20 protein-coding genes are annotated in these 18630 nt (G+C 68.1%); 9 read left to right on the top strand and 11 right to left on the bottom strand.

Features of this window, described 5'->3' with window-relative positions:
- Positions 1–112 precede the first annotated feature (112 nt).
- From AC2S9W_RS03150 to AC2S9W_RS03125, 6 genes are all read left to right on the top strand, one after another.
- Positions 113–979: a 3-hydroxyacyl-CoA dehydrogenase NAD-binding domain-containing protein gene (locus AC2S9W_RS03150; protein ID WP_486571617.1), complete on the top strand. Its 867-nt coding sequence runs from the start codon at positions 113–115 to the stop codon at positions 977–979.
- Positions 980–987: 8 nt separating this feature from the next.
- On the top strand, positions 988–2760 hold the full coding sequence (gene recQ, locus AC2S9W_RS03145) for a DNA helicase RecQ (protein ID WP_067187212.1): 1773 nt from the start codon (positions 988–990) through the stop codon (positions 2758–2760).
- Positions 2761–2983: 223 nt separating this feature from the next.
- Entirely contained in the window at positions 2984–3418 is a 435-nt protein-coding gene (locus AC2S9W_RS03140) for a protein tyrosine phosphatase family protein (RefSeq protein WP_067112652.1), read from the top strand.
- Positions 3415–3897: a hypothetical protein gene (locus tag AC2S9W_RS03135; protein ID WP_234002518.1), complete on the top strand. Its 483-nt coding sequence runs from the start codon at positions 3415–3417 to the stop codon at positions 3895–3897. Before AC2S9W_RS03140 ends, AC2S9W_RS03135 begins: the two co-directional genes overlap by 4 nt.
- A complete protein-coding gene (locus tag AC2S9W_RS03130) occupies positions 3890–4804 on the top strand; it encodes a sterol desaturase family protein (RefSeq protein WP_067186467.1) in 915 nt (304 codons plus the stop codon). The genes AC2S9W_RS03135 and AC2S9W_RS03130 overlap by 8 nt, the downstream gene beginning before the upstream one ends.
- A gap of 104 nt (positions 4805–4908) precedes the next feature.
- The gene (locus AC2S9W_RS03125) at positions 4909–6495 is read left to right on the top strand and encodes a GMC family oxidoreductase (protein ID WP_067186465.1); all 1587 of its coding nucleotides are present in this window, start codon (positions 4909–4911) and stop codon (positions 6493–6495) included.
- A gap of 361 nt (positions 6496–6856) precedes the next feature.
- Here AC2S9W_RS03125 and AC2S9W_RS03120 read toward each other — a convergent pair whose 3' ends face one another.
- The 11 genes from AC2S9W_RS03120 to AC2S9W_RS03070 all read right to left on the bottom strand — a co-directional run bounded on the left by AC2S9W_RS03120 (position 6857) and on the right by AC2S9W_RS03070 (position 15524).
- Entirely contained in the window at positions 6857–8206 is a 1350-nt protein-coding gene (locus tag AC2S9W_RS03120; protein WP_067186460.1) for an ammonium transporter, read from the bottom strand.
- A gap of 19 nt (positions 8207–8225) precedes the next feature.
- Positions 8226–8564, bottom strand: coding sequence for a P-II family nitrogen regulator (locus AC2S9W_RS03115; protein WP_067112661.1), 339 nt, complete (start codon positions 8562–8564; stop codon positions 8226–8228).
- Between the two features lie 400 nt (positions 8565–8964).
- Positions 8965–9660 carry an endonuclease/exonuclease/phosphatase family protein gene (locus AC2S9W_RS03110; protein WP_067186459.1) on the bottom strand — a complete coding sequence of 232 codons (696 nt, stop codon included), beginning with the start codon at positions 9658–9660 and terminating at the stop codon, positions 8965–8967.
- A gap of 65 nt (positions 9661–9725) precedes the next feature.
- A complete protein-coding gene (locus AC2S9W_RS03105; RefSeq protein WP_067111731.1) occupies positions 9726–9938 on the bottom strand; it encodes a putative signal transducing protein in 213 nt (70 codons plus the stop codon).
- Positions 9938–10501 carry a pyridoxamine 5'-phosphate oxidase family protein gene (locus AC2S9W_RS03100; RefSeq protein ID WP_067186457.1) on the bottom strand — a complete coding sequence of 188 codons (564 nt, stop codon included), beginning with the start codon at positions 10499–10501 and terminating at the stop codon, positions 9938–9940. Before AC2S9W_RS03100 ends, AC2S9W_RS03105 begins: the two co-directional genes overlap by 1 nt.
- A gap of 34 nt (positions 10502–10535) precedes the next feature.
- Positions 10536–11114 (bottom strand): DUF924 family protein, encoded by a 579-nt coding sequence (locus tag AC2S9W_RS03095; RefSeq protein ID WP_067186455.1) that lies wholly within the window; start codon positions 11112–11114, stop codon positions 10536–10538.
- Between the two features lie 216 nt (positions 11115–11330).
- On the bottom strand, positions 11331–11729 hold the full coding sequence (locus AC2S9W_RS03090; protein WP_486571616.1) for a hypothetical protein: 399 nt from the start codon (positions 11727–11729) through the stop codon (positions 11331–11333).
- Between the two features lie 78 nt (positions 11730–11807).
- On the bottom strand, positions 11808–13046 hold the full coding sequence (locus tag AC2S9W_RS03085; RefSeq protein WP_486571615.1) for a hypothetical protein: 1239 nt from the start codon (positions 13044–13046) through the stop codon (positions 11808–11810).
- 156 nt (positions 13047–13202) lie between these two features.
- The gene (gene tldD / locus AC2S9W_RS03080; protein WP_486571614.1) at positions 13203–14645 is read right to left on the bottom strand and encodes a metalloprotease TldD; all 1443 of its coding nucleotides are present in this window, start codon (positions 14643–14645) and stop codon (positions 13203–13205) included.
- A gap of 63 nt (positions 14646–14708) precedes the next feature.
- Positions 14709–14912, bottom strand: coding sequence for a zinc-finger domain-containing protein (locus AC2S9W_RS03075; protein WP_424537896.1), 204 nt, complete (start codon positions 14910–14912; stop codon positions 14709–14711).
- Between the two features lie 51 nt (positions 14913–14963).
- Positions 14964–15524 (bottom strand): DUF4402 domain-containing protein, encoded by a 561-nt coding sequence (locus AC2S9W_RS03070; RefSeq protein WP_424543360.1) that lies wholly within the window; start codon positions 15522–15524, stop codon positions 14964–14966.
- Positions 15525–15633: 109 nt separating this feature from the next.
- On the opposite strand from AC2S9W_RS03070, the gene AC2S9W_RS03065 reads away from it, so the two are divergent.
- From AC2S9W_RS03065 to nadB, 3 genes are read left to right on the top strand one after another with little or no spacing between them, the layout of a single operon-like run.
- On the top strand, positions 15634–16557 hold the full coding sequence (locus tag AC2S9W_RS03065; protein ID WP_067111773.1) for an ABC transporter ATP-binding protein: 924 nt from the start codon (positions 15634–15636) through the stop codon (positions 16555–16557).
- Positions 16550–16999: an endonuclease domain-containing protein gene (locus AC2S9W_RS03060; protein ID WP_076077351.1), complete on the top strand. Its 450-nt coding sequence runs from the start codon at positions 16550–16552 to the stop codon at positions 16997–16999. Before AC2S9W_RS03065 ends, AC2S9W_RS03060 begins: the two co-directional genes overlap by 8 nt.
- On the top strand, positions 16996–18582 hold the full coding sequence (nadB, locus tag AC2S9W_RS03055) for an L-aspartate oxidase (RefSeq protein ID WP_486571613.1): 1587 nt from the start codon (positions 16996–16998) through the stop codon (positions 18580–18582). The genes AC2S9W_RS03060 and nadB overlap by 4 nt, the downstream gene beginning before the upstream one ends.
- Positions 18583–18630: the final 48 nt, after the last annotated feature.

The following is an 18630-nucleotide window of genomic DNA, read 5'->3' as shown; positions in this document are numbered from 1 at the left end:
GACGCCGGGAACCGGCACCAGCCCACTCCCCGACCCGCCTTCCGACGACAGCGTCCTGATGGGAGGCCGGGCGGGGCAGCGGGCCGGTGCCGCCAATTGGAAAGGGCAGCATATGATCGTCGGCGTCATCGGGGCAGGGCAAATGGGCGCAGGGATCGCCCAGGTATCGGCGGGCGCGGGGCACGACGTGCTGCTCGCCGACGTCGACCTCGCGCGCGCCGAGGCGGGCAAGGCGGGCATTGCCAAGGTGCTCGGCCGCCTCGTTGCAAAGGAGAAGATGACGCCGGACGCCGCCGACGCGTTGCTCGCCCGCATCGCCCCCGTCGCCGATCATGCCGCCTTCGCCCCCGCCGACCTCGTCATCGAGGCGGCGACCGAGCGCGAGGAGATCAAGCGTGCGATCTTCGCCAGCGTCGGGCCGCATCTGTCGGACACCGCGATCCTCGCGACCAACACCAGCTCGATCCCGATCACCCGCCTCGCGCAGGCGGCGCCCGACCCCGCGCGCTTCATCGGCGTCCATTTCTTCAATCCGGTGCCGGTGATGGGGCTGATCGAACTGATCCGCGGCCTTGCCACCAGCGACGCGACGCTCGCGGCGGTCGAGGCCTATGGCCGCGGCCTCGGCAAGGAGATCGTCCACGCCAACGACGCGCCTGGCTTCATCGTCAACCGCGTGCTGATGCCGCTGATCAACGAGGCGGTGTTCGCGCTGGGCGAGGGCGTCGCGACGATGCGCGACATCGACGCCGGCTGCCGGCTCGGGCTCAACCATCCGATGGGGCCGATCACGCTCGCCGACTTCATCGGCCTCGACACCTGTCTCGAAATCATCCGCGTGCTGCACAGCGGCACCGGCGACCCCAAGTTCCGCCCGGCGCCGCTGCTCGTCCAATATGTCGAGGCGGGATGGGTCGGCCGCAAGGCCGGGCGCGGCTTCTATGACTGGACGGGGGCGGAGCCCGTGCCGACGCGGTGACCGCCGCCATGACCGATACGCTTCTCCCGCTCCTCAAATCGACCTTCGGCTTCGACGCCTTCCGCGGCCGCCAGGCCGAGGTGGTGGAGCGGGTGATGGCGGGGCGCCACACGCTCGCGGTGATGCCGACCGGGGCGGGCAAGTCGCTGACCTACCAGCTTCCGTCGGTTGCGCTCGACGGCTGCGTGATCGTCGTTTCGCCGCTGATCGCGCTGATGCACGACCAGCTGCGCGGCGCGCGGGCGGCGGGAATCCGGGCGGCGTCGCTGACCAGCGCCGACGCCGACCATGCCGACACGCGGCAGGCCTATCGCGAGGGGCTGCTCGACCTCCTCTACGTCGCGCCCGAACGCGCGACCGGCGAAGGATTCCGCGCGCTGCTCGACTCGCGCAGGCCCGCATTGTTCGCGATCGACGAGGCGCATTGCGTTTCGGAATGGGGACATGATTTCCGGCCCGACTACCGCCTGCTCAGGCCGCTGCTCGACGCCTTTTCCGACGTGCCGCGGCTCGCGCTCACCGCGACCGCCGATCGCCACACTCGCGCCGACATCCTCGTCCAACTGGGTATCCCGCAGGACGGGCTGGTGCTCGCGGGTTTCGACCGGCCGAACATCCGCTACCGCGTGATGCCGCGCGTCGGCGCGGCGAAGCAGCTTGCCGCCTTCATCACCGCCAACCCGGGGCCGGGGATCGTCTATTGCCCGACGCGCGACGGGACCGAGCGCATGGCGGCCAGCCTCGCGGCGGCGACGGGACGGCCGGTCGCCGCCTATCACGCCGGGCTCGATCCCGAACGGCGCGCGCAGGTGCAGCATGATTTCGTCACGTCGGAGGAGGGCATCGTCACCGCGACGGTCGCCTTCGGCATGGGGATCGACAAGCCCGACGTGCGCTTCGTCGCGCACGCGGGCCTGCCTAAGTCGATCGAGAGCTATTATCAGGAAACCGGGCGCGCGGGCCGCGACGGCGACCCGGCCGAGGCGCTGATGCTGTGGGGCGCCGACGATTTCGCGCGGGCGCGAATGCGCCTGTCCGAACTGCCCGAGGCGCGCGTCGCGAGCGAGCGGACGCGGCTCGACGCGCTCGCGGCGCTGGTCGAGACGGTCGAATGCCGCCGCGCGCTGCTGCTGCGCCATTTCGGCGAGCATCCGCCCGAACGCTGCGGCAATTGCGACAATTGCCTCGACCCGCCGCGCCAGGTCGACGCGACGGTGCTCGCGCAGAAACTGCTCTCCGCCGTCTATCGCACCGGACAGAGCTTCGGCGCGGGGCATGTCGAGGCGGTACTGACCGGGCGGAGCGACGAGCGCATCGTCCAGCGCGGCCACGACAAGCTGTCGGTTTTCGGCATCGTCGCGGGGGAGGAGGCACGGCTGATCAAGCCGCTGGTGCGCAGCCTGATGGCGCGCGAGGCGCTGGCGACCACCGAGCATGGCGGGCTGATGCTCGGCCCGGCGGCGCGGCCGGTGCTGAAGGGTGAGGCGCCGGTGCTGATCGCCGAACCCCCGGCGCGGCCGGCGCGTCGCGGCGGGCGCGCCGACCGGGCGGCGGCGAATCCGGTCGGCGATCCGTTGTTCGAAGCGCTGCGCGCGATCCGGCGCGAGCTGGCGGCGGAGGCGGGAGTGCCGCCCTATGTCGTCTTCCACGACGCGGTGCTGCGCGCGATGGCGAGTGAGCGACCTTCGACGCGGGCCGAACTGGCGACGATCCCGGGGGTCGGCGCAAAGAAGCTGGAGGCATGGGGCGATGCCTTTCTGGAGGTGATCCGGCAGTATTGAGCGTGAGAAAGCGAACTGTATGTCATCCCGGACTTGATCCGGGATCCATTCATCCGACGCTGCGTGAATGGATCCCGGATCAAGTCCGGGATGACGAGCGGGGCCGGGCAATGTCCGCTCACCACCTCCCAGCCGCCGCGCTGCCCTCACCCTTGCCCGACAGGATCGCAGACCGCGCACCTTCACGCTTGTCAGCAAATGCGGCTGGCCTATACATCGCGTCATGAGCGATTTTCGTCCCCTGACCGACCATTACAGCGTCGCGCCGCAGATCGACCTCGAGGATGTCGCCGCGGCGAAGGCGGCGGGCTTCGCGCTTGTCGTCAACAACCGTCCCGATGGCGAGGACAGCGCGGCGCCGCAGGGCGATGCCATCGCGCACGCCTGCGCGGCCGAAGGGCTGGCCTATGCCGCGATTCCGATCGGCCATGCGGGGTTCAGCCACGCGCAGCTCGACGCGCTCGACACGTTGCTTCGCGACGCGACGGGGCCGGTGCTCGCCTATTGCCGCTCGGGCACGCGCTCGACGCATCTGTGGGCGCTGACGCGCGCGCGCGCCGGCGACGATGTCGACGCGATCTGCGCCGCTGCCGCGCGGGCGGGCTACGATCTGGCGGCGCTGCGTCCGATGATGGACGCGCTGGCGGGCGACGCGTGACGGCGGGCGCGCTGATCCAGCTTGCCGCGTCGCTGGTCGCGGTGCTGTTCGTCGCCTGGCTGGTGAAGGCGATGGGGCTCGGCGCGGACCCGCGCATCGCCGACGCCGCCCACGCGATCCGCCTCGCCGAGGAAGCCGAGACGGGGTTCGGCGGGGTCGACGTCGCGCGCGACCGTGCGGGCTATGCGGCGATCGTCCGCAACGCGGAGGGGCGGATGATGCTGGTCCGCGCGCACGGCAACCATTTCGCGGCGCGCGCCGTCGACGCCAGCGTGATCGGGCGGCTCGACAAGAATTTCCTGACCCTCGCCACGCCCGAGCGGACCTTCGGCGCGGTGACGCTCCAGCTCGGCAAGGATGCCGGGGTGTGGGCGGCGCGGATGCGGGCGCTGTCGGATCGCGCGGCGGCGCCGCCCGCGGCGGAGCGGATCGCCGCCGCCGCGGCGCGCGCGCCGGAAGGGGCGGCGAGCCATGGATAAGCTGCCCGATCCCGTCGTCTATGCGGTTCCGGCGTTCATCCTCCTGCTGATCGTCGAGATGATCGTGTCGCTGCGCCGCGACCGCAGCCGCTATGAAGCGCGCGACACGCTGACCTCGCTGATGCTCGGCACCGGCAGCCAGGTCGCCGGCGCCTTCGTCGGCGCGGCGGTGGTCGGCATGGCGGTGTGGGTCTATCAATATCGCCTGTTCGACATCGGCCTCGACCTGCGGCACTGGTGGTGGGCGTGGCTGCTCTGCTTCCTGCTCGATGACCTTGCCTATTACGCCTTTCACCGCAGCGCGCACCGCGTGCGCTGGTTCTGGGCGAGCCATGTCATTCACCACAGTTCGCAGCATTATAATCTCTCGACCGCGCTGCGGCAGACGTGGACTGGCTTCTTCAGCCTGACCTTCCTCTTCCGCCTGCCGCTGTTCCTGATCGGCTTTCCGCCGGCGATGGTCTTCTTCTGCGGCGGGCTCAACCTGATCTATCAGTTCTGGATCCATACCGAAGCAATCGGGCGGATGCCGAAATGGTTCGAGGCGGTGATGAACACGCCCTCGCACCACCGCGTCCATCACGGGGTCAACCCGCGCTATCTCGACGCCAATTATGCCGGCGTCTTCATCGTCTGGGACAAGCTGTTCGGCAGCTTCGTCCCCGAACGCGACGAAGATCCGGTGCGCTACGGCATCGTCAAGCAGCTCGGCAGCTTCAACATCCTGTGGGCCGCGGTCCACGAATGGGTCGGCATCGCCAAGGACGTATGGGCTGCGCCGTGGCGGCACAAGCTCGACTATGTCTGGCGCGAACCCGGCTGGAGCCACGACGGCAGCCGGCTGACCAGCGACATGATCAAGGACCGCTGGCGCGCGCGGCACGCGGTGGAAGAGGCGGCGGAGTAAGCGCCATCGCTTCGCGAGCGAGGCGTAATGGGCTTGCCTCGCCATCTAATGACATTCATGTAAGTCGCGATGGACCACCGAGCGGGTGGCGAGGGGAGCGGCATATGGATCAGTTCGACATCATCGTCATCGGCGGCGGCAGCGCGGGAAGCGCGGCGGCGGGACGGCTTGCCGCGGATGGAAGGCGGCGCGTCTGCCTGGTCGAGGCGGGCGGGCGCAACGATACGGTGCGGGTCAAGACGCCGGGCTTCATGCCCTTCATCCCCAAGGCGTCGAACTGGCAATATGACACGGTGCCGCAGGCCGGGCTGAACGGGCGCGTCGGATACCAGCCGCGCGGGCGCGGGCTCGGCGGGTCGAGCGCGATCAACGCGATGGTCTATATCCGCGGCAACGCCTTCGACTACGACCAGTGGGCCGAACTGGGCGCGACGGGGTGGGGCTATGCCGACGTGCTGCCCTACTTCAAGCGCAGCGAGGGCAACGAGCGCGGCGCCGACGATTTTCACGGCGGCGACGGGCCGCTGAACGTCATGGACCAGCGCTGGCCCAATGTGACGAGCCGGCGTTTCGTCGAAAGCGCGGCGGCGTTGCAACTGCCGCGCACCCCCGATTTCAACGGGGCGCAGCAGGAAGGCTTCGGCCTCTATCAGGTGACGCAGAAGGCGGGCGAGCGCTGGTCGGCGGCGCGCGCCTATGTCGAGCCGCTGCGCGGGCGCGCCAATTTTGATATCCGGACCGGGGCGCTGGTCGAGCGGATATTGATCGAGGACGGGCGCGCGACCGGGGTGGTGATCCGCCGCGGCCGGGGGCGAGAGACGCTGCGCGCCGCGGGCGGCGTGATCCTGTCGGCGGGGGCCTTCGGCAGCCCGCAGATCTTGATGCTGTCGGGTATCGGTCCTGCTGCGCATCTGCGCGAACATGGCATCGACGTCGCCCTCGACCGCGCCGGGGTGGGCGCGAATCTGCAGGATCATATCGACTATGTGTCGAGTTGGGAGACGCGCTCGACCGAGCCGTTCGGCGACAGCCTCGGCGGCACATGGCGGATGGTGAAGGCGATCGTCGAGCATCGCCGCAGGCGCACCGGCATCATGACCACCTGTTTCGCCGAGGCGGGCGGCTTCTGGAAATCGCGCCCTGACCTGCCCGCGCCCGATATCCAATATCATTTCGTCCCCGCGATGCTCGAGGATCACGGCCGCGCCAAGGTGAAGGGGCACGGCTTTTCCTGCCACGCCTGCGTGCTGCGCCCCGAAAGTCGCGGCAGCGTGACGCTGGCGTCCGCCGATGCCGCCGCCGCGCCGCTGATCGACCCCGGTTTCCTGACCGACGACCGCGACATGGCCGTCCTGCGCGCCGGGGTGCGGATGATGCACCGGATCGTCGCCGCGCCGCCGCTGTCCGGTTATGCCGGGGCCGACCGCCATCCGATCGACCTCGACGACGATGCGGCGCTCGACGCGCTGATCCGCAGCCGCGCCGACACCGTCTATCACCCGGTCGGCACCTGCCGCATGGGCAGCGACGCGGACGCCGTGGTCGATCCGACGCTGAAGGCGAACGGGATCGAGCGGCTGTGGGTCGCCGACGCGAGCGTCATGCCGCGGCTGGTCAGCGGCAACACCAACGCCCCGAGCATCATGATCGGCGAGCGCGCGGCCGATTTCGTCGCGGCGGCGCTAGGCTGACCGGCGCTACCGTCGATTCGGCGAATCGCTATATGGCGGCACGGCAAGCGCCTGCAAAAAGGGCGTTTCCGGCCCCGCGGATGGGCAAGGTAAAAAAAAGAGGGCCGGAACTTGCGTCCCGGCCCAGCCTTTCAGGCTCTCCCCTCCTGAAACTCATGACAGGCTGAATGCCATATTAATGAGGGGATGAAAAGGCCTAATTTGCAGGCAATGCTGCACCCGTCTTGTGCAGCGGCCCGGTGCACAAAAAACGGCCGGGACATCCGTCCCGGCCTGAGTGGTTCGCAGGAGGAACCTCGTCGGACCCCGCCGCCTTTTTCGAAGAGGAGAGCGTGCGGCGGCGGGTGTCCTGTCCGGTCGATCAATAGGTGTAGGCGCGCTCGCCATGTTCGCCGAGGTCGAGCCCTTCGCGCTCGACCTCCTCGCTGACGCGCAGCCCGGTGAGCGCCTTGGCGACGGTGATGGCGATGGCGGTGCCGACGCCGGCCCAGACGATCGTCGTGCCGACCGCCAGCACCTGCGTGACGAACTGGCCGCCGATCGCATAATCGGCCCCGCCGGGCCCGCCGAGACCGGGGGCATAGACGATGGCGGTGCCGAGCGCCCCGACGATGCCGCCGACGCCGTGGATGCCGAAGGCGTCGAGCGAGTCGTCGTAGCCGAGCCGCGGCTTGAGGACGGTCACCATGTAGAAGCAGATCACCGACGCCGCCGCGCCCAGGACGATGGCGCCGAACGGCCCCGCGTTGCCGGCGGCGGGCGTCACCGCGACCAGCCCGGCGATGATGCCCGAGCAGAAGCCGAGCGCCGACGGCTTGTGCCCCGCGACCTTCTCCGCGATCATCCAGAACAGCCCGGCCGACGCGGTGGCGACGAAGGTGTTGATCATCGCCAGCGCCGCCGAACCGTTTGCTTCGAGCGCCGACCCGGCGTTGAAGCCGAACCAGCCCACCCACAGCAGGCCGGTGCCGACCATCGTCAGCGTCAGCGCGTGCGGCGCCATGATCTCTTTCTGATAGCCGATGCGCTTGCCGAGGATCAGCGCCGCCACCAGCGCCGAGACACCGGCGTTGATGTGCACGACGGTGCCGCCGGCGAAATCGAGCGCGCCCATTTCGAAGAACAGGCCGCCCGCCGCCCACACCATGTGCGCGATCGGGAAATAGACGATCGTCAGCCAGACGATGCCGAACACCATGACCGCCGCGAATTTCATCCGCTCGACCGTCGCGCCCAGCACCAGCGCGAGGGTGATCGCGGCAAAGGTCATCTGAAAGCTGATGAAGACATATTCGGGCAGCTTGAAACCGTCGCTGAACGTATCGGCGAGGCTGTCGGCGGTGACGCCCGACAGGAAGAACTTGCCCCAGGCGATGAAGGCATTGCCTTCGGGGCCGAAGGCGAGGCCGTAGCCGTAACAGACCCAGACGAGCATCGCGAGGCAGGCGGCGGCGCCGACCTGCGTCATCGTCGACAGCATGTTCTTGGTGCGCGTGAGGCCGCCGTAGAAGAGCGCGAGGCCGGGCAGGATCATCGTGAGCACCAGCACGGTCGCAGTCATCATCCAGGCGACGTCGCCTTTGTCGACAACGGCTTCGACAACGGCTTCGGCGGCTTCGGGCGCGGCCTGCTGCGCCCAGGCGGGTGTCGCGGCGATCAGCGCGAGACCGGCGGCGCCGGTGGCTGCCGCCATTTTCTGTGCGAACGTCATATCAGTCCCCTTGGTCATTTTACAGCGCCGCCTCGCCGGTCTCGCCGGTGCGGATGCGCACCGCCTGGCCGACGTCGAGCACGAAGATCTTGCCGTCGCCGATCGCGCCGGTGGCGGCGCTTTGCTGCAGCGTTTCGACGACGCGCGGTGCGATTCCGTCGTCGCAGACAAGCTCGATCCGCACCTTGGGCACCATGTTCGCCGCATATTCGGCGCCGCGGTAGATTTCGGTCTGCCCCTTCTGCCGTCCGAAGCCCTTCGCCTCGGTCACGGTCATGCCGGCGATGCCGAGCGCGGTCAGCGCCTCGCGCACCTCGTCGAGCTTATATGGTTTGATGATCGCCAGGATCAGCTTCATGATGCCCCCTTTCGCTTGTGGCATCATGCTGCGGTGCAACAGCCGTGCCAGATCGGACACGGCACAGGATTTGCGCGACATTTTATGTCAAACTTTGGATTACGATAACATTATTCGTTCGAGAAATAAGCAGCATGTCGTAGATGTGCCTAAAATTTAGGCTATCGCCGCGAGATGCGATCCCGGAGCCTCGTCATTGCGAGCGGAGCGAAGCAATCGAGGGCGGTTACCGCACGCTCTGGATTGCCGCGCGGCTTCGCCGCTCGCAATGACGAGTCCATTCGCTGTCATCTCGTTCGAGGCGGAACGACGGTGGCTGGGATTGCCGCGGCTCCTGAGGGAGCCTTGCAATGACATAGCGGGTGTCCCGCGCGATCCGCCGGTTTCGACGGGAGCGCGCTCAGTCGCCGGCCTTGAATCGCGCCCAGATCGGCAGATGGTCGGAGGCGCGCGCGGCGAGCGGGCTCTGGTGGACGCCGGCGTCGACGGCTTCCAGTTCAGGCGAGGCGAAGATGCGGTCGAGCCGGGCGACCGGGCGGCGGCTGTGGAAGCTGTGGCCGGTGTCGACCGGCCGGTGCTGCGCGCCGAAGTCGGCAAGGCAGCCGCCCGTCGCGCGCCATTCGTTACAATCGCCCATCAGGATCGTCGGCAAAGGCTCGCCCTCGGCGACATGGCTCAGGATCGCGCGCGCCTGCTGGCGGCGGCGCAGGCCCGATATGTCGAGGTGCATGCCGACGACGCGCAGCCGCGTGTCGCCGATGCGCACCGTCGCCGCGACCGCGCCGCGCGGTTCGAGCGTCGGCAGGTGCAGCGAATGGCTTTCTTCGATCTCCACGCCGCGCCGCACGAGCAGCGCATTGCCGTGCCAGCCGAGGCTGAGCGGCCGGCCGTCGAGCGCGACCGGAACATAATCGCTATGATCCTCGAACATGTGCGGCGGAATCGCGCTGGCGCGGGCGCCGAAGCGGCGGTCGGCCTCCTGCAGCGCGACGATGTCGGCGTCGAGTTCGCCGAGCACCGACAGCACGCGGCCGGGATCGCGGCGGCGGTCGAGCCCGATGCCCTTGCGCATATTGTAACTGGCGACCTTGATCATCGGCGGAAGCGTCTGTCTTTCATGGGGCTGTCATCAACACGAACGGGAGTGAGATGGGGTTGCATCTAGCCGACGTCAAATTCCCTGAGCAGCGCACGTGCCTCGGCGAGTTCCTCGTCGAGGACCATCACCCGCACCGGGATCATCAGCCCGACGCTTTCGGCGATGTTCATTCCGGCGTCGAAGCACACCGCGTGCACCCCCGCGCTTTCGAGCCGCCCGCGCAGCAGCTCGGCCTCGGCTCCGTTCGGCAGGCGGATCAGTTCGACCAGCGGCATCAGGCGGCTCCCTCGATATAGCGGTCGGTCGGCCGGGTCGGCAGGCCGTCGATGCTGCGCGTGCGGCCCTGATGTTTCTCGACCCATTCGCCGGCATCGGCCTGGCGGTGATATTTCTGCAGCGTGTCGCGCTCCTGCTCCAATGCCATCCGCGGCACGCCCCAGCCACAACTCGTCTGCACGCTGTCGACGGCGATGTCGAAAATCTGCCGCGTTCCGGGGAGCAGGGTGAAATGGCGTGCCAGATCGTCCCATCCGGCATCCTGCGGCAGTACGGCGCGGCCCCGGCCATAGATGCGCAGGATCAGCGCGCTGCGGTCGAAGGCGCAGAACATCAGGGTGATGCGCCCGTCGGCGGCGAGGTGGGCGTGCGTCTCGTTGCCCGACCCGCCGAGGTCGAGCCATGCGACCCGCGTCGGCGACAGCACCCGGAAGCTGTCGGCATAGCCTTTGGGCGACAGGTTGATCCGCCCGTCGCGCGCCGCCGTCGCGGTGAAAAAGACCGGCTGCTTCGCGATGAAGGCGATGTGCCGGTCGGTCAGCGCGTCGAAAAATTCGGCCATATCGGATGCTCCGGCGGGACGGAGGCGGATTCCGTCACCAATTGCTGCCTTCTTCTATCGCGGCCTGCTCTTCGGGGCGCGTCGCGCGGCCGAGCGCGGCGTTGCGGTGCGGAAAGCGGCCGAAACGGTCGATGATCGCGAAATGCTTCTGCGCATAGTCGAGGAAGATCGGATCGGCGAGTTCGCCCATCAGGCGCAACGATTCGCGCTGGTCGGCGATGTCCTCGCTATGTTCGAACGGCAGATAGGCGAACTGGCGCCGCGTATCGGGCCACGCCTTGTCCCAGCCGCGCTCGACGATGCCGCGCGCGATCGCGCGGGCGAGGCTGTCGGTGGCGAAGGCGTCGGCATGGCCGCGAAAGATGTTGCGCGGCACCTGATCGAACAGGATGGCCGCGGCGAGCGCGGTATCGGGGTCCGACAGAAAGGCCGCGGCCGGCTGCGACCGCAGCGCGGCGTGCCAGTCGGCCGCGCGTTCGCGCACCGCCGCATCGAATTCGGGACCGCCGCCATACCAGTCGGCCATGCCGTGGGCGTCGAACCAGAAGCCCAGCAATTGCTGCGCCCAATCGGCAGGCGGCGCGGGCGGCGGCCTGTCGTCGTCGTCGGTCATGGCGGGGTCCTTTCGGGTGACGGTCTCATGATGGCGGGCGCACTCTGGATTGCCGCGCCCTTGGGATCAAGCCGGCGCATATCCCTTCCGGATATCGACCGCCCTGTTCCCCGACGAAAGCCGGGGTCCAGGTCAGGTAGCGCTGCGTATCGGACCCCGGCTTGCGCTGGGGACGACACCATGCTCGAAGGAACGCCGTCGCGCGCGCGGGCGGCGTCAGTCGGATGCGGCCCGGCGATAGGGAATGAATTTGCCGAGGCCGACGAAACCGCGATAGAAATGGCTGGTGCGGTCGTGCAGTTCGACCGTGTCGATGCTGCACAGCCGCCCGGTCGGCAGCTTCGTCACCAGCACGACGTCGTCGTTCAGCGATTCGGCGCCGGTAGTGGGCCGGTTGACCCACAAGGTGCCGCCGATGCGATAGACGATCGCGGTCTTGTCGATCACCTGCGAATCGCTGACCGAGGACAGGGTGATGCAATCCTGCGGCTCGCCGGCGGTGCGGCCTTCAAGCAGTTTGGCGAGCTGCGCCTCGGGCGCGAGCTTCTCTTTCGCGACGGCTGGCGTCGCGGCGAGCGCCGTGGCGGCGATGAGGACGGGAACAAGCGAACGCATGGCTCGACTCCTTAGGTTGTTATCCTCACCCTCGGTTCGCTCTAGCCGCATCCGCGTGAACCGGGCCTGACTCGTCGGTCAGCACGCTCCGTCGGGCAATGGTATGCCGAGCGGCCCCTTGCACTTCTTCTTCCTGGGCTTTTCGGCCGGCGCGCTCGCGTCGCCGGCACCGCCTGCCGCGCCCATGCCCCCGAAATCGGCGCCGATCATCAGCATGGTGTGCGAACGGAAGCGCACCTTCGCCGTCCAGTCGATGTTCCACACCGCACTGCCCGCGGGCTTCGGCGGATAGGCGAAGTTGGCCTCTGGCCCAAAGGCGTTGAGGTTGCCCATCAGCATCTCGCCCGACGCCTTCTTGACCTCGGCGGGGATCTGGCAGCTCGTCTGCGTCGGCGGCATCACGATCTTCTTAGTGACCAGATTGGCGACGACCGAGGGCGGCAGCCAGTCCCACAGCCCGCCGCCGAATTCGCGCGCACTGCTGCTCGTCCACCACACCATGTCGCCGCCGGCGCCGCCGCGGTCCATGCCCCCGAAGGCCCAGGCGACATAGCCGGTCGCGGGCGCAAGCTGGTTCCAGCGGATCAGGATCGACCCGTCCGCCTGCTGCGCGGTCGAGGCATTCAGCGCCGGCATATAATCCTGCGCGAGGGTGAAGCTGATGTCGGGGCCGACATTGCCCGCGATGCGGTGCGCGCCGAGCAGCGACGAATCCTTCGGCGGCTGCTTCGACGATTTGCTGTTCGGCCATCCGGCGTAGGATTTGCTGTTGCCCGTCGTCACCTCACGAATGCGCGGGACGGTGGAGGTGAACAGGTTCGGCGGCATCTGTCCCGCCGCCAGTTTCGCGAAGTCGATGATCACCGGCTGCCCCGGCCCGGCCTTGGCGCCGCAGCCCCAGAACAGCAGCATCCGGCCCTTCGGGCGCTCGAACCCGTCGGGCATCGCGTCGCTGGTTTCCTCGCGCGGCGCCCATTTGCCGGGCTCGGGGCCGAGCAGCGGCACCGACTTGCCGAGCTTCGCCTGCGGCTCGAAATAATGGTCGGCGCGTACCGGCGGGCTGGTCGGCGCCTGATTCGATCCGAGCCGGAGGTCGAGCGTATGCGCTACCTTGCTGTCGGGACCGCCGCCCAACATCATGCCGAGCGCGCTGCCCATGCCGCCGCCGCCGGCCGCCATCGCCGCGAAGCCCGACGCGGTCGCGACGTCCATCTCATAGCGTTCCTTGGGGCCGCTCGTCTTTTGCGCCGATCCCGGAACGGCGGCGAGCATCGCGGCGATCGCCGCCACGGAAACGAAATGCAGACTCGAACGCATGTCAATCCTCCCCTGTCATCGGGATCAATCCCGGCGGATGGCGCGGCCCGAATATTCTTGTGCTTTATGGGCTTATAGGTTGCCCGGCCCAAAGCGCCAAGCCAATGACGCACATCACAGGGCGCATCATTCAGAGGAATGGGACGGGCTGGGCCGTCAGGCCGTCCCGCCCACCGTCAGGCCGCTGACCAGCAGCGTCGGCTGGCCGACGCCGGCGGGGACGCTCTGGCCGCCCTTGCCGCAGATGCCGATGCCCTCGTCGATCGCCATGTCGTTGCCAATGCCGACGACCTTGGTCAGCACGCTCGGGCCGTCGCCGATCAGCGTCGCGCCCTTGATCGAATCGCCGATCCGGCCGTTCTCGATCCTGTAGGCCTCGGTGCAGGAAAAGACGAACTTGCCCGACACGATGTCGACCTGCCCGCCGCCGAAGCTCTTGGCGAAGATGCCGGTCTTGACGCGGCTCAGCAGTTCGGCGGGATCGTCGCTGCCGCCGCGCATGAAGGTGTTGGTCATCCGCGGCATCGGCGCGTGGGCAAAGCTTTCGCGGCGGCCGTTGCCCGTCGGCTCGGCGCCCATCAGCCGCGCGTTGAGGCGGTCCTGCATATAGCCCTTGAGGATGCCGTCCTCGATCAGCACCGTCTCGCCGGTCGGCGTCCCCTCGTCGTCGATCGACAGCGAGCCGCGGCGGCCGCCGCCAACCGGGCTTTCGAGGCTGCCGTCGTCGACTACGGTGACGCCGGGGGCGGCGACGCGCTCGCCGATGCGGCCCGAAAAGGCGCTGGTGCCCTTGCGGTTGAAATCGCCCTCCAGCCCGTGGCCGACCGCCTCGTGCAGCAGCACGCCGGGCCAGCCGGGGCCGAGCAGCACGGTGAACTCGCCCGCCGGGGCATCGACCGCGCGCAGGTTGACGAGCGCCTGGTCGAGCGCCGCGTCGATCGCGCGGTTCCACTGCGCCTCCTCGAGCAGATGGTCGTACATGTAGCGGCCGCCGAGTCCGAAATAGCCGCTTTCGCGCCGGCCGTTCTCTTCGACGACGATGCTGACGTGCAGGCGGACGAGCGGCCGGATGTCGGTGGCGAGGAAGCCGTCGGCGCGGACGATCTCGACCACCGACCAGCTTCCCGCAAGCGCGACCGACACCTGCACGACGCGCGGGTCGCGCGCGCGCGCGGCGGCGTCGACCTTCTGACAGAGATCGACCTTCTTCGCGAAGGGAATGAGGTCGAGCGGGTTCGCCTCGTCATAGAGGTGGCGGTTGGTGCGCGGCGGCGGCGCGGCGTGCGCCTGCCTAGCGGGGTCGAGCAGCGCCAGCGTCTCGGCGGCGCGGCGGATCGCACCGGCGCTGATGTCGCTCGCATGCGCGAAGCCCGTCATCTCGCCCGACACGGCGCGCAGGCCGAAACCGGCGTCGGTCGAATAGTCGGCGGTCTTGAGCCGTCCGTCGTCGAAGCCGAAGCTCTCGGTGGCGCGATATTGCAGGTAGAGTTCGCCGTCGTCGGCCTGGGCGAGCGCTTCGCGCGCAAGGCGCTGCGCAAGGTCGGGGTCGAGCGCGTCGGCGCGATAGAGGAAGCGGCGGGGGTCGGTCGGGCTTGTCATCGCCCCGATATAGGCGGGTCGGCGCGCCCGCGAAAGGGCGCGATCCGAATTTGGCTGCCGACCTCAGTCGTGATCGGCGACGCCGCCGATCAGCACGAAGCGGCGATCGCAATAGCCGCAGTCGATGAAGCCGTCGTCGGGATCGATCTCCAGCCACACGCGCGGGTGGCCGAGCGCGGCATGGGCGAGGCCGTCGCCTGTGCCGTCGCAGGCAATGCGGGTTTTCGAGACGCGGAGCGTTTCGGGGGCGGGGGCAGCGTTGGTCATCGCCGGCGCCCATAGCAAGCGCGGCGGGCCTCGGCAATCGGCTGCGGACGGTCAGAGATAGTCGAGCGTGATGGTGAAGCTGCCGCTGTAATCGCCCGGTGCCTGATTCGCGTTGACCTCGAGCGTCGCGCCGACCGGAAAATTGAAATTGCCGAGCGTGGAGGTAATGCGAAAGCGCGTCGGCGCGGTCGACAGCATCGCGGTCGGCGTGCTGCCGATCTCGAAATCGCGCACGCGCATCCGCTGGCCGGGCCCGGTGATCCAGATGCTGTTGGCGCCGAGCGAGATGTTGACCTGCCGGTTATAGCTGCCGAGGCCGGCGAAGCGCGCCGGTTCGCCGCCGCCGCCGGCCAGCGTGACGCCGCCGGTGCGTGTGCGCGCGCCGTCGGGGGCGACGCGCACCGTTCCGGCGCCGTTCGACGCGACGATGTCGCCGAAATCGAGGTCGCTCACCTTGAAGAAGGACAGCGGCCGCAGCACGATGGCGTCCGCTTCGCCCTGGGCGCTGGCCTGGGCGAAGGCCGGCGCGCCGATGGCCGGGGCCATGGCGAGCGCGCAGGCGGCGATGCCGCGCAGCAGGGGCTGCGGGGATAGGGTGTGTCTGGTCCTCACCCGCTTTCCTCTAGCGTCGATGTCGGAAAATAGCGTTGCCCATCGTGGTAAAGAAATGCTTGCCGTCCAGCCCCTTTCGTCCGCGCGGGGCGAAGGCTATGGAGGCGCGATGAGTGAAGCCGCGATCCGCATCGACGCCGTCTCCAAAATCTATGCCGGCGGCAAGCAGGCGCTCGACCATGTCAGCTTCGAGGTGCCGCGCGGGCAGATATTCGGCCTGCTCGGCCCCAATGGCGCGGGCAAGTCGACGCTGATCAACATCCTCGCCGGGCTGGTCAACAAGACGAGCGGCCGTGCCAGCATCTGGGGCTTCGACATCGACGCCGACCCGCGCAACGCCAAATATTCGATCGGCATCGTGCCGCAGGAAATCGTCTTCGACCCCTTTTTCACCCCTTATGAGACTCTCGAGATCCAGGCCGGACTCTATGGCGTGCCGAAGGCGCAGCGCATTTCGGACGAACTGCTCGCCGCGGTGCACCTCGCCGACAAGCGCGACGCCTACGCCCGCACTCTGTCCGGGGGGATGAAGCGCCGCCTGCTCGTCGCCAAGGCGATGGTCCACTCGCCGCCGATCATCGTCCTCGACGAACCGACCGCCGGGGTCGACATCGAGCTTCGCCAGCAGCTCTGGGACTATGTCCAGCGCCTCAACGACCGCGGCGTCACCGTGGTGCTGACCACCCATTATCTGGAAGAGGCCGAGGAGCTGTGCGATCGCATCGCGATCATCAACCACGGCCGGCTGATCGCCAACAAGCCGACGCGCGAGATGGTCGACATGGCGCGAGAGAAGGTGGTGGTGGTCACGCTCGACCGCGACATCACCGTGCTGCCGTCGCACCCCGCCTTCGACCGGGTCGAGCGCGAGGGCGAGCGCGGGCTCGCCATCGCCTACAACAAGGACCGGATGAACGCGGGCGAGGTGCTCGCGGCGGTGAATGCGATGGGCCACGGCATCGTCGACGTCTCGACGCGCGAAGCCGATCTGGAGGACGTGTTCCTGAACCTGACGCGGGCGGCGAATGGATGAAAGCAGCGCTTTTCCTCCCCTCCCGCAGGCGGGAGGGGCCGGGGGTGGGCCTGTCCGCAAGTTTCGCCCGCGCGAGACGCTGAAAGCGCAAAGGCTTCGCCGGGAAGCCACGCCGTCCGAACGAATATTATGGCGCGCATTGTCCAGGCGCCAGCTCGAAGGCTGGAAATTCAGCAGGCAAATGCCGATAGGCCCCTATGTGGCCGATTTTCTTTGTCGCGAAGCAAAGCTGGTCGTCGAACTCGATGGTATCTCTCATGAATCGCGACAGGATGAAGATCGGCGCAGGGATGGCTATCTGCGCTCGCAAGGGTATCAGACGCTACGTTTTGCAAACGCCGATGTTGTGTCGAATCTGGAAGGTGTGTTGATGGCGATTCTTGCCGCGTTGAATTCGGGCCCACCCCCGACCCCTCCCGCCTGCGGGAGGGGAGGCGCATGACCGGAGCAGCATCCCACGACGTCATCATCATCGGCTCCGGTGCCGCGGGGCTGACCGCGGCGATCAGCCTTGCCGACCATTGCCGGGTGCTCGTCCTCGCCAAGGGCAATCTGACCGGCGGGTCGACCGCCTGGGCGCAGGGCGGGATCGCGGCGGTGCTCGACGCCGGCGACACGTTCGAAAATCATATCGAGGACACGATGGTCGCGGGCGCGGGGCTCAACCGGCGCGAAACGGTCGAGTGCGTCGTCGAGAATGCGCCGCATGCCATCGAACGGCTGATCCAGATGGGCGTCCCCTTCAACATGGAAAAAGGCGCGCTGCATCTGACGCGCGAGGGCGGGCATTCGCACCGCCGCATCGTCCATGTCGACGACGCGACCGGCTGGGCAGTGCAGGCGGCGCTGCTCAAGACGGCGGAGGAGCACCCGAACATCACGCTGCTGCCGGGACAGGCGTGCATCGACCTGATCACCGGCCGGCACGAGGAACGCTATTCGGGGTCGGGCCGCGTCTGGGGCGTCTATGCGCTCGACGAGGCGACCGGGCAGGTCCACGCGCATGTCGGCCGCGCGACGATCCTTGCCAGCGGCGGGGCGGGGCGCGTCTATCAATTCTCGACCGCGCCGCGCGGCGCGACCGGCGACGGCATCGCGATGGCGTGGCGCGCGGGCGCGCGCGTCTCCAACATGGAGATGATGCAGTTCCACCCGACCTGCCTCTACAATCTGGAGGTCAAGAATTTCCTGATCACCGAGGCGGTGCGCGGCGAAGGCGGGATATTGAAGCATCCGGTGACCGGCCACCGCTACATGCCCGATTACGACCCGCGCGCCGAACTGGCGCCGCGCGACGTCGTCGCGCGCGCGAACGACGACCAGATCAAGCGCTACGGCCTCGACTATGTCCACCTCGACATCAGCGACCGCGATCCCGCTTTCGTCGCGGGGCATTTCCCGAACATCCACGAAAAGCTGCTGACGCTCGGCATCGACATGACGACGGGGCCGATCCCGGTGGTGCCGGCGCAGCATTATACGTGCGGCGGAGTATTGATCGACCTCGCCGGGCGCACCGACCTGCCCGGCCTCTACGCCGCGGGCGAATGCACCGAAAGCGGGCTGCACGGCGCGAATCGCCTCGCGTCGAACAGCCTGCTCGAATGCTTCGTGTTCGGCGAGGCGGCGGCACGCGACATCGTCGCACGCTGGGACGAACTCGACGCCCCCCCCGCGATCCGCCCGTGGGACGAAAGCCGCGTCACCGATTCGGATGAAGAGGTGGTCATCAAGCAGAACTGGACCGAGATTCGCCGCTTCATGTGGAATTACGTCGGCATCGTCCGCACGACCAAGCGGCTCGAACGCGCGCAGCACCGCATCAACATGCTGACGCACGAGATCGAGGATTATTACGGCCATTTCCGCGTGACGACCGACCTGATCGAACTGCGCAACCTGCTACAATGCGCCGAACTGATCGTCCGCAGCGCCCTCCACCGCAAGGAAAGCCGCGGGCTGCACTATACGCTCGACTATCCCGACATGCTGCCCGAGGCGGTCGACACGGTCTTGGTGCCTTGAGGTTGGCGTAGGAAAATCTCACGCAAAGGCGCGAAGGCGCAAAGAAGA

The sequence above is a fragment of the Sphingopyxis sp. 550B genome (assembly GCF_057401805.1).
Note: the sequence above shows the minus strand (reverse complement) of the source record. Positions and strands in the feature narration are given on the sequence as shown.

Coding starts and splice junctions, on each gene's coding strand:
- AC2S9W_RS03150 (WP_486571617.1), top strand. CDS start 113: ATGATCGTCGGCGTCATCGGGGCAGGGCAAATGGGCGCAGGGATCGCC.
- recQ (WP_067187212.1), top strand. CDS start 988: ATGACCGATACGCTTCTCCCGCTCCTCAAATCGACCTTCGGCTTCGAC.
- AC2S9W_RS03140 (WP_067112652.1), top strand. CDS start 2,984: ATGAGCGATTTTCGTCCCCTGACCGACCATTACAGCGTCGCGCCGCAG.
- AC2S9W_RS03130 (WP_067186467.1), top strand. CDS start 3,890: ATGGATAAGCTGCCCGATCCCGTCGTCTATGCGGTTCCGGCGTTCATC.
- AC2S9W_RS03125 (WP_067186465.1), top strand. CDS start 4,909: ATGGATCAGTTCGACATCATCGTCATCGGCGGCGGCAGCGCGGGAAGC.
- AC2S9W_RS03120 (WP_067186460.1), bottom strand. CDS start 8,206: ATGACGTTCGCACAGAAAATGGCGGCAGCCACCGGCGCCGCCGGTCTC.
- AC2S9W_RS03115 (WP_067112661.1), bottom strand. CDS start 8,564: ATGAAGCTGATCCTGGCGATCATCAAACCATATAAGCTCGACGAGGTG.
- AC2S9W_RS03110 (WP_067186459.1), bottom strand. CDS start 9,660: ATGATCAAGGTCGCCAGTTACAATATGCGCAAGGGCATCGGGCTCGAC.
- AC2S9W_RS03105 (WP_067111731.1), bottom strand. CDS start 9,938: ATGCCGCTGGTCGAACTGATCCGCCTGCCGAACGGAGCCGAGGCCGAG.
- AC2S9W_RS03100 (WP_067186457.1), bottom strand. CDS start 10,501: ATGGCCGAATTTTTCGACGCGCTGACCGACCGGCACATCGCCTTCATC.
- AC2S9W_RS03095 (WP_067186455.1), bottom strand. CDS start 11,114: ATGACCGACGACGACGACAGGCCGCCGCCCGCGCCGCCTGCCGATTGG.
- AC2S9W_RS03090 (WP_486571616.1), bottom strand. CDS start 11,729: ATGCGTTCGCTTGTTCCCGTCCTCATCGCCGCCACGGCGCTCGCCGCG.
- AC2S9W_RS03085 (WP_486571615.1), bottom strand. CDS start 13,046: ATGCGTTCGAGTCTGCATTTCGTTTCCGTGGCGGCGATCGCCGCGATG.
- tldD (WP_486571614.1), bottom strand. CDS start 14,645: ATGACAAGCCCGACCGACCCCCGCCGCTTCCTCTATCGCGCCGACGCG.
- AC2S9W_RS03075 (WP_424537896.1), bottom strand. CDS start 14,912: ATGACCAACGCTGCCCCCGCCCCCGAAACGCTCCGCGTCTCGAAAACC.
- AC2S9W_RS03065 (WP_067111773.1), top strand. CDS start 15,634: ATGAGTGAAGCCGCGATCCGCATCGACGCCGTCTCCAAAATCTATGCC.
- AC2S9W_RS03060 (WP_076077351.1), top strand. CDS start 16,550: ATGGATGAAAGCAGCGCTTTTCCTCCCCTCCCGCAGGCGGGAGGGGCC.
- nadB (WP_486571613.1), top strand. CDS start 16,996: ATGACCGGAGCAGCATCCCACGACGTCATCATCATCGGCTCCGGTGCC.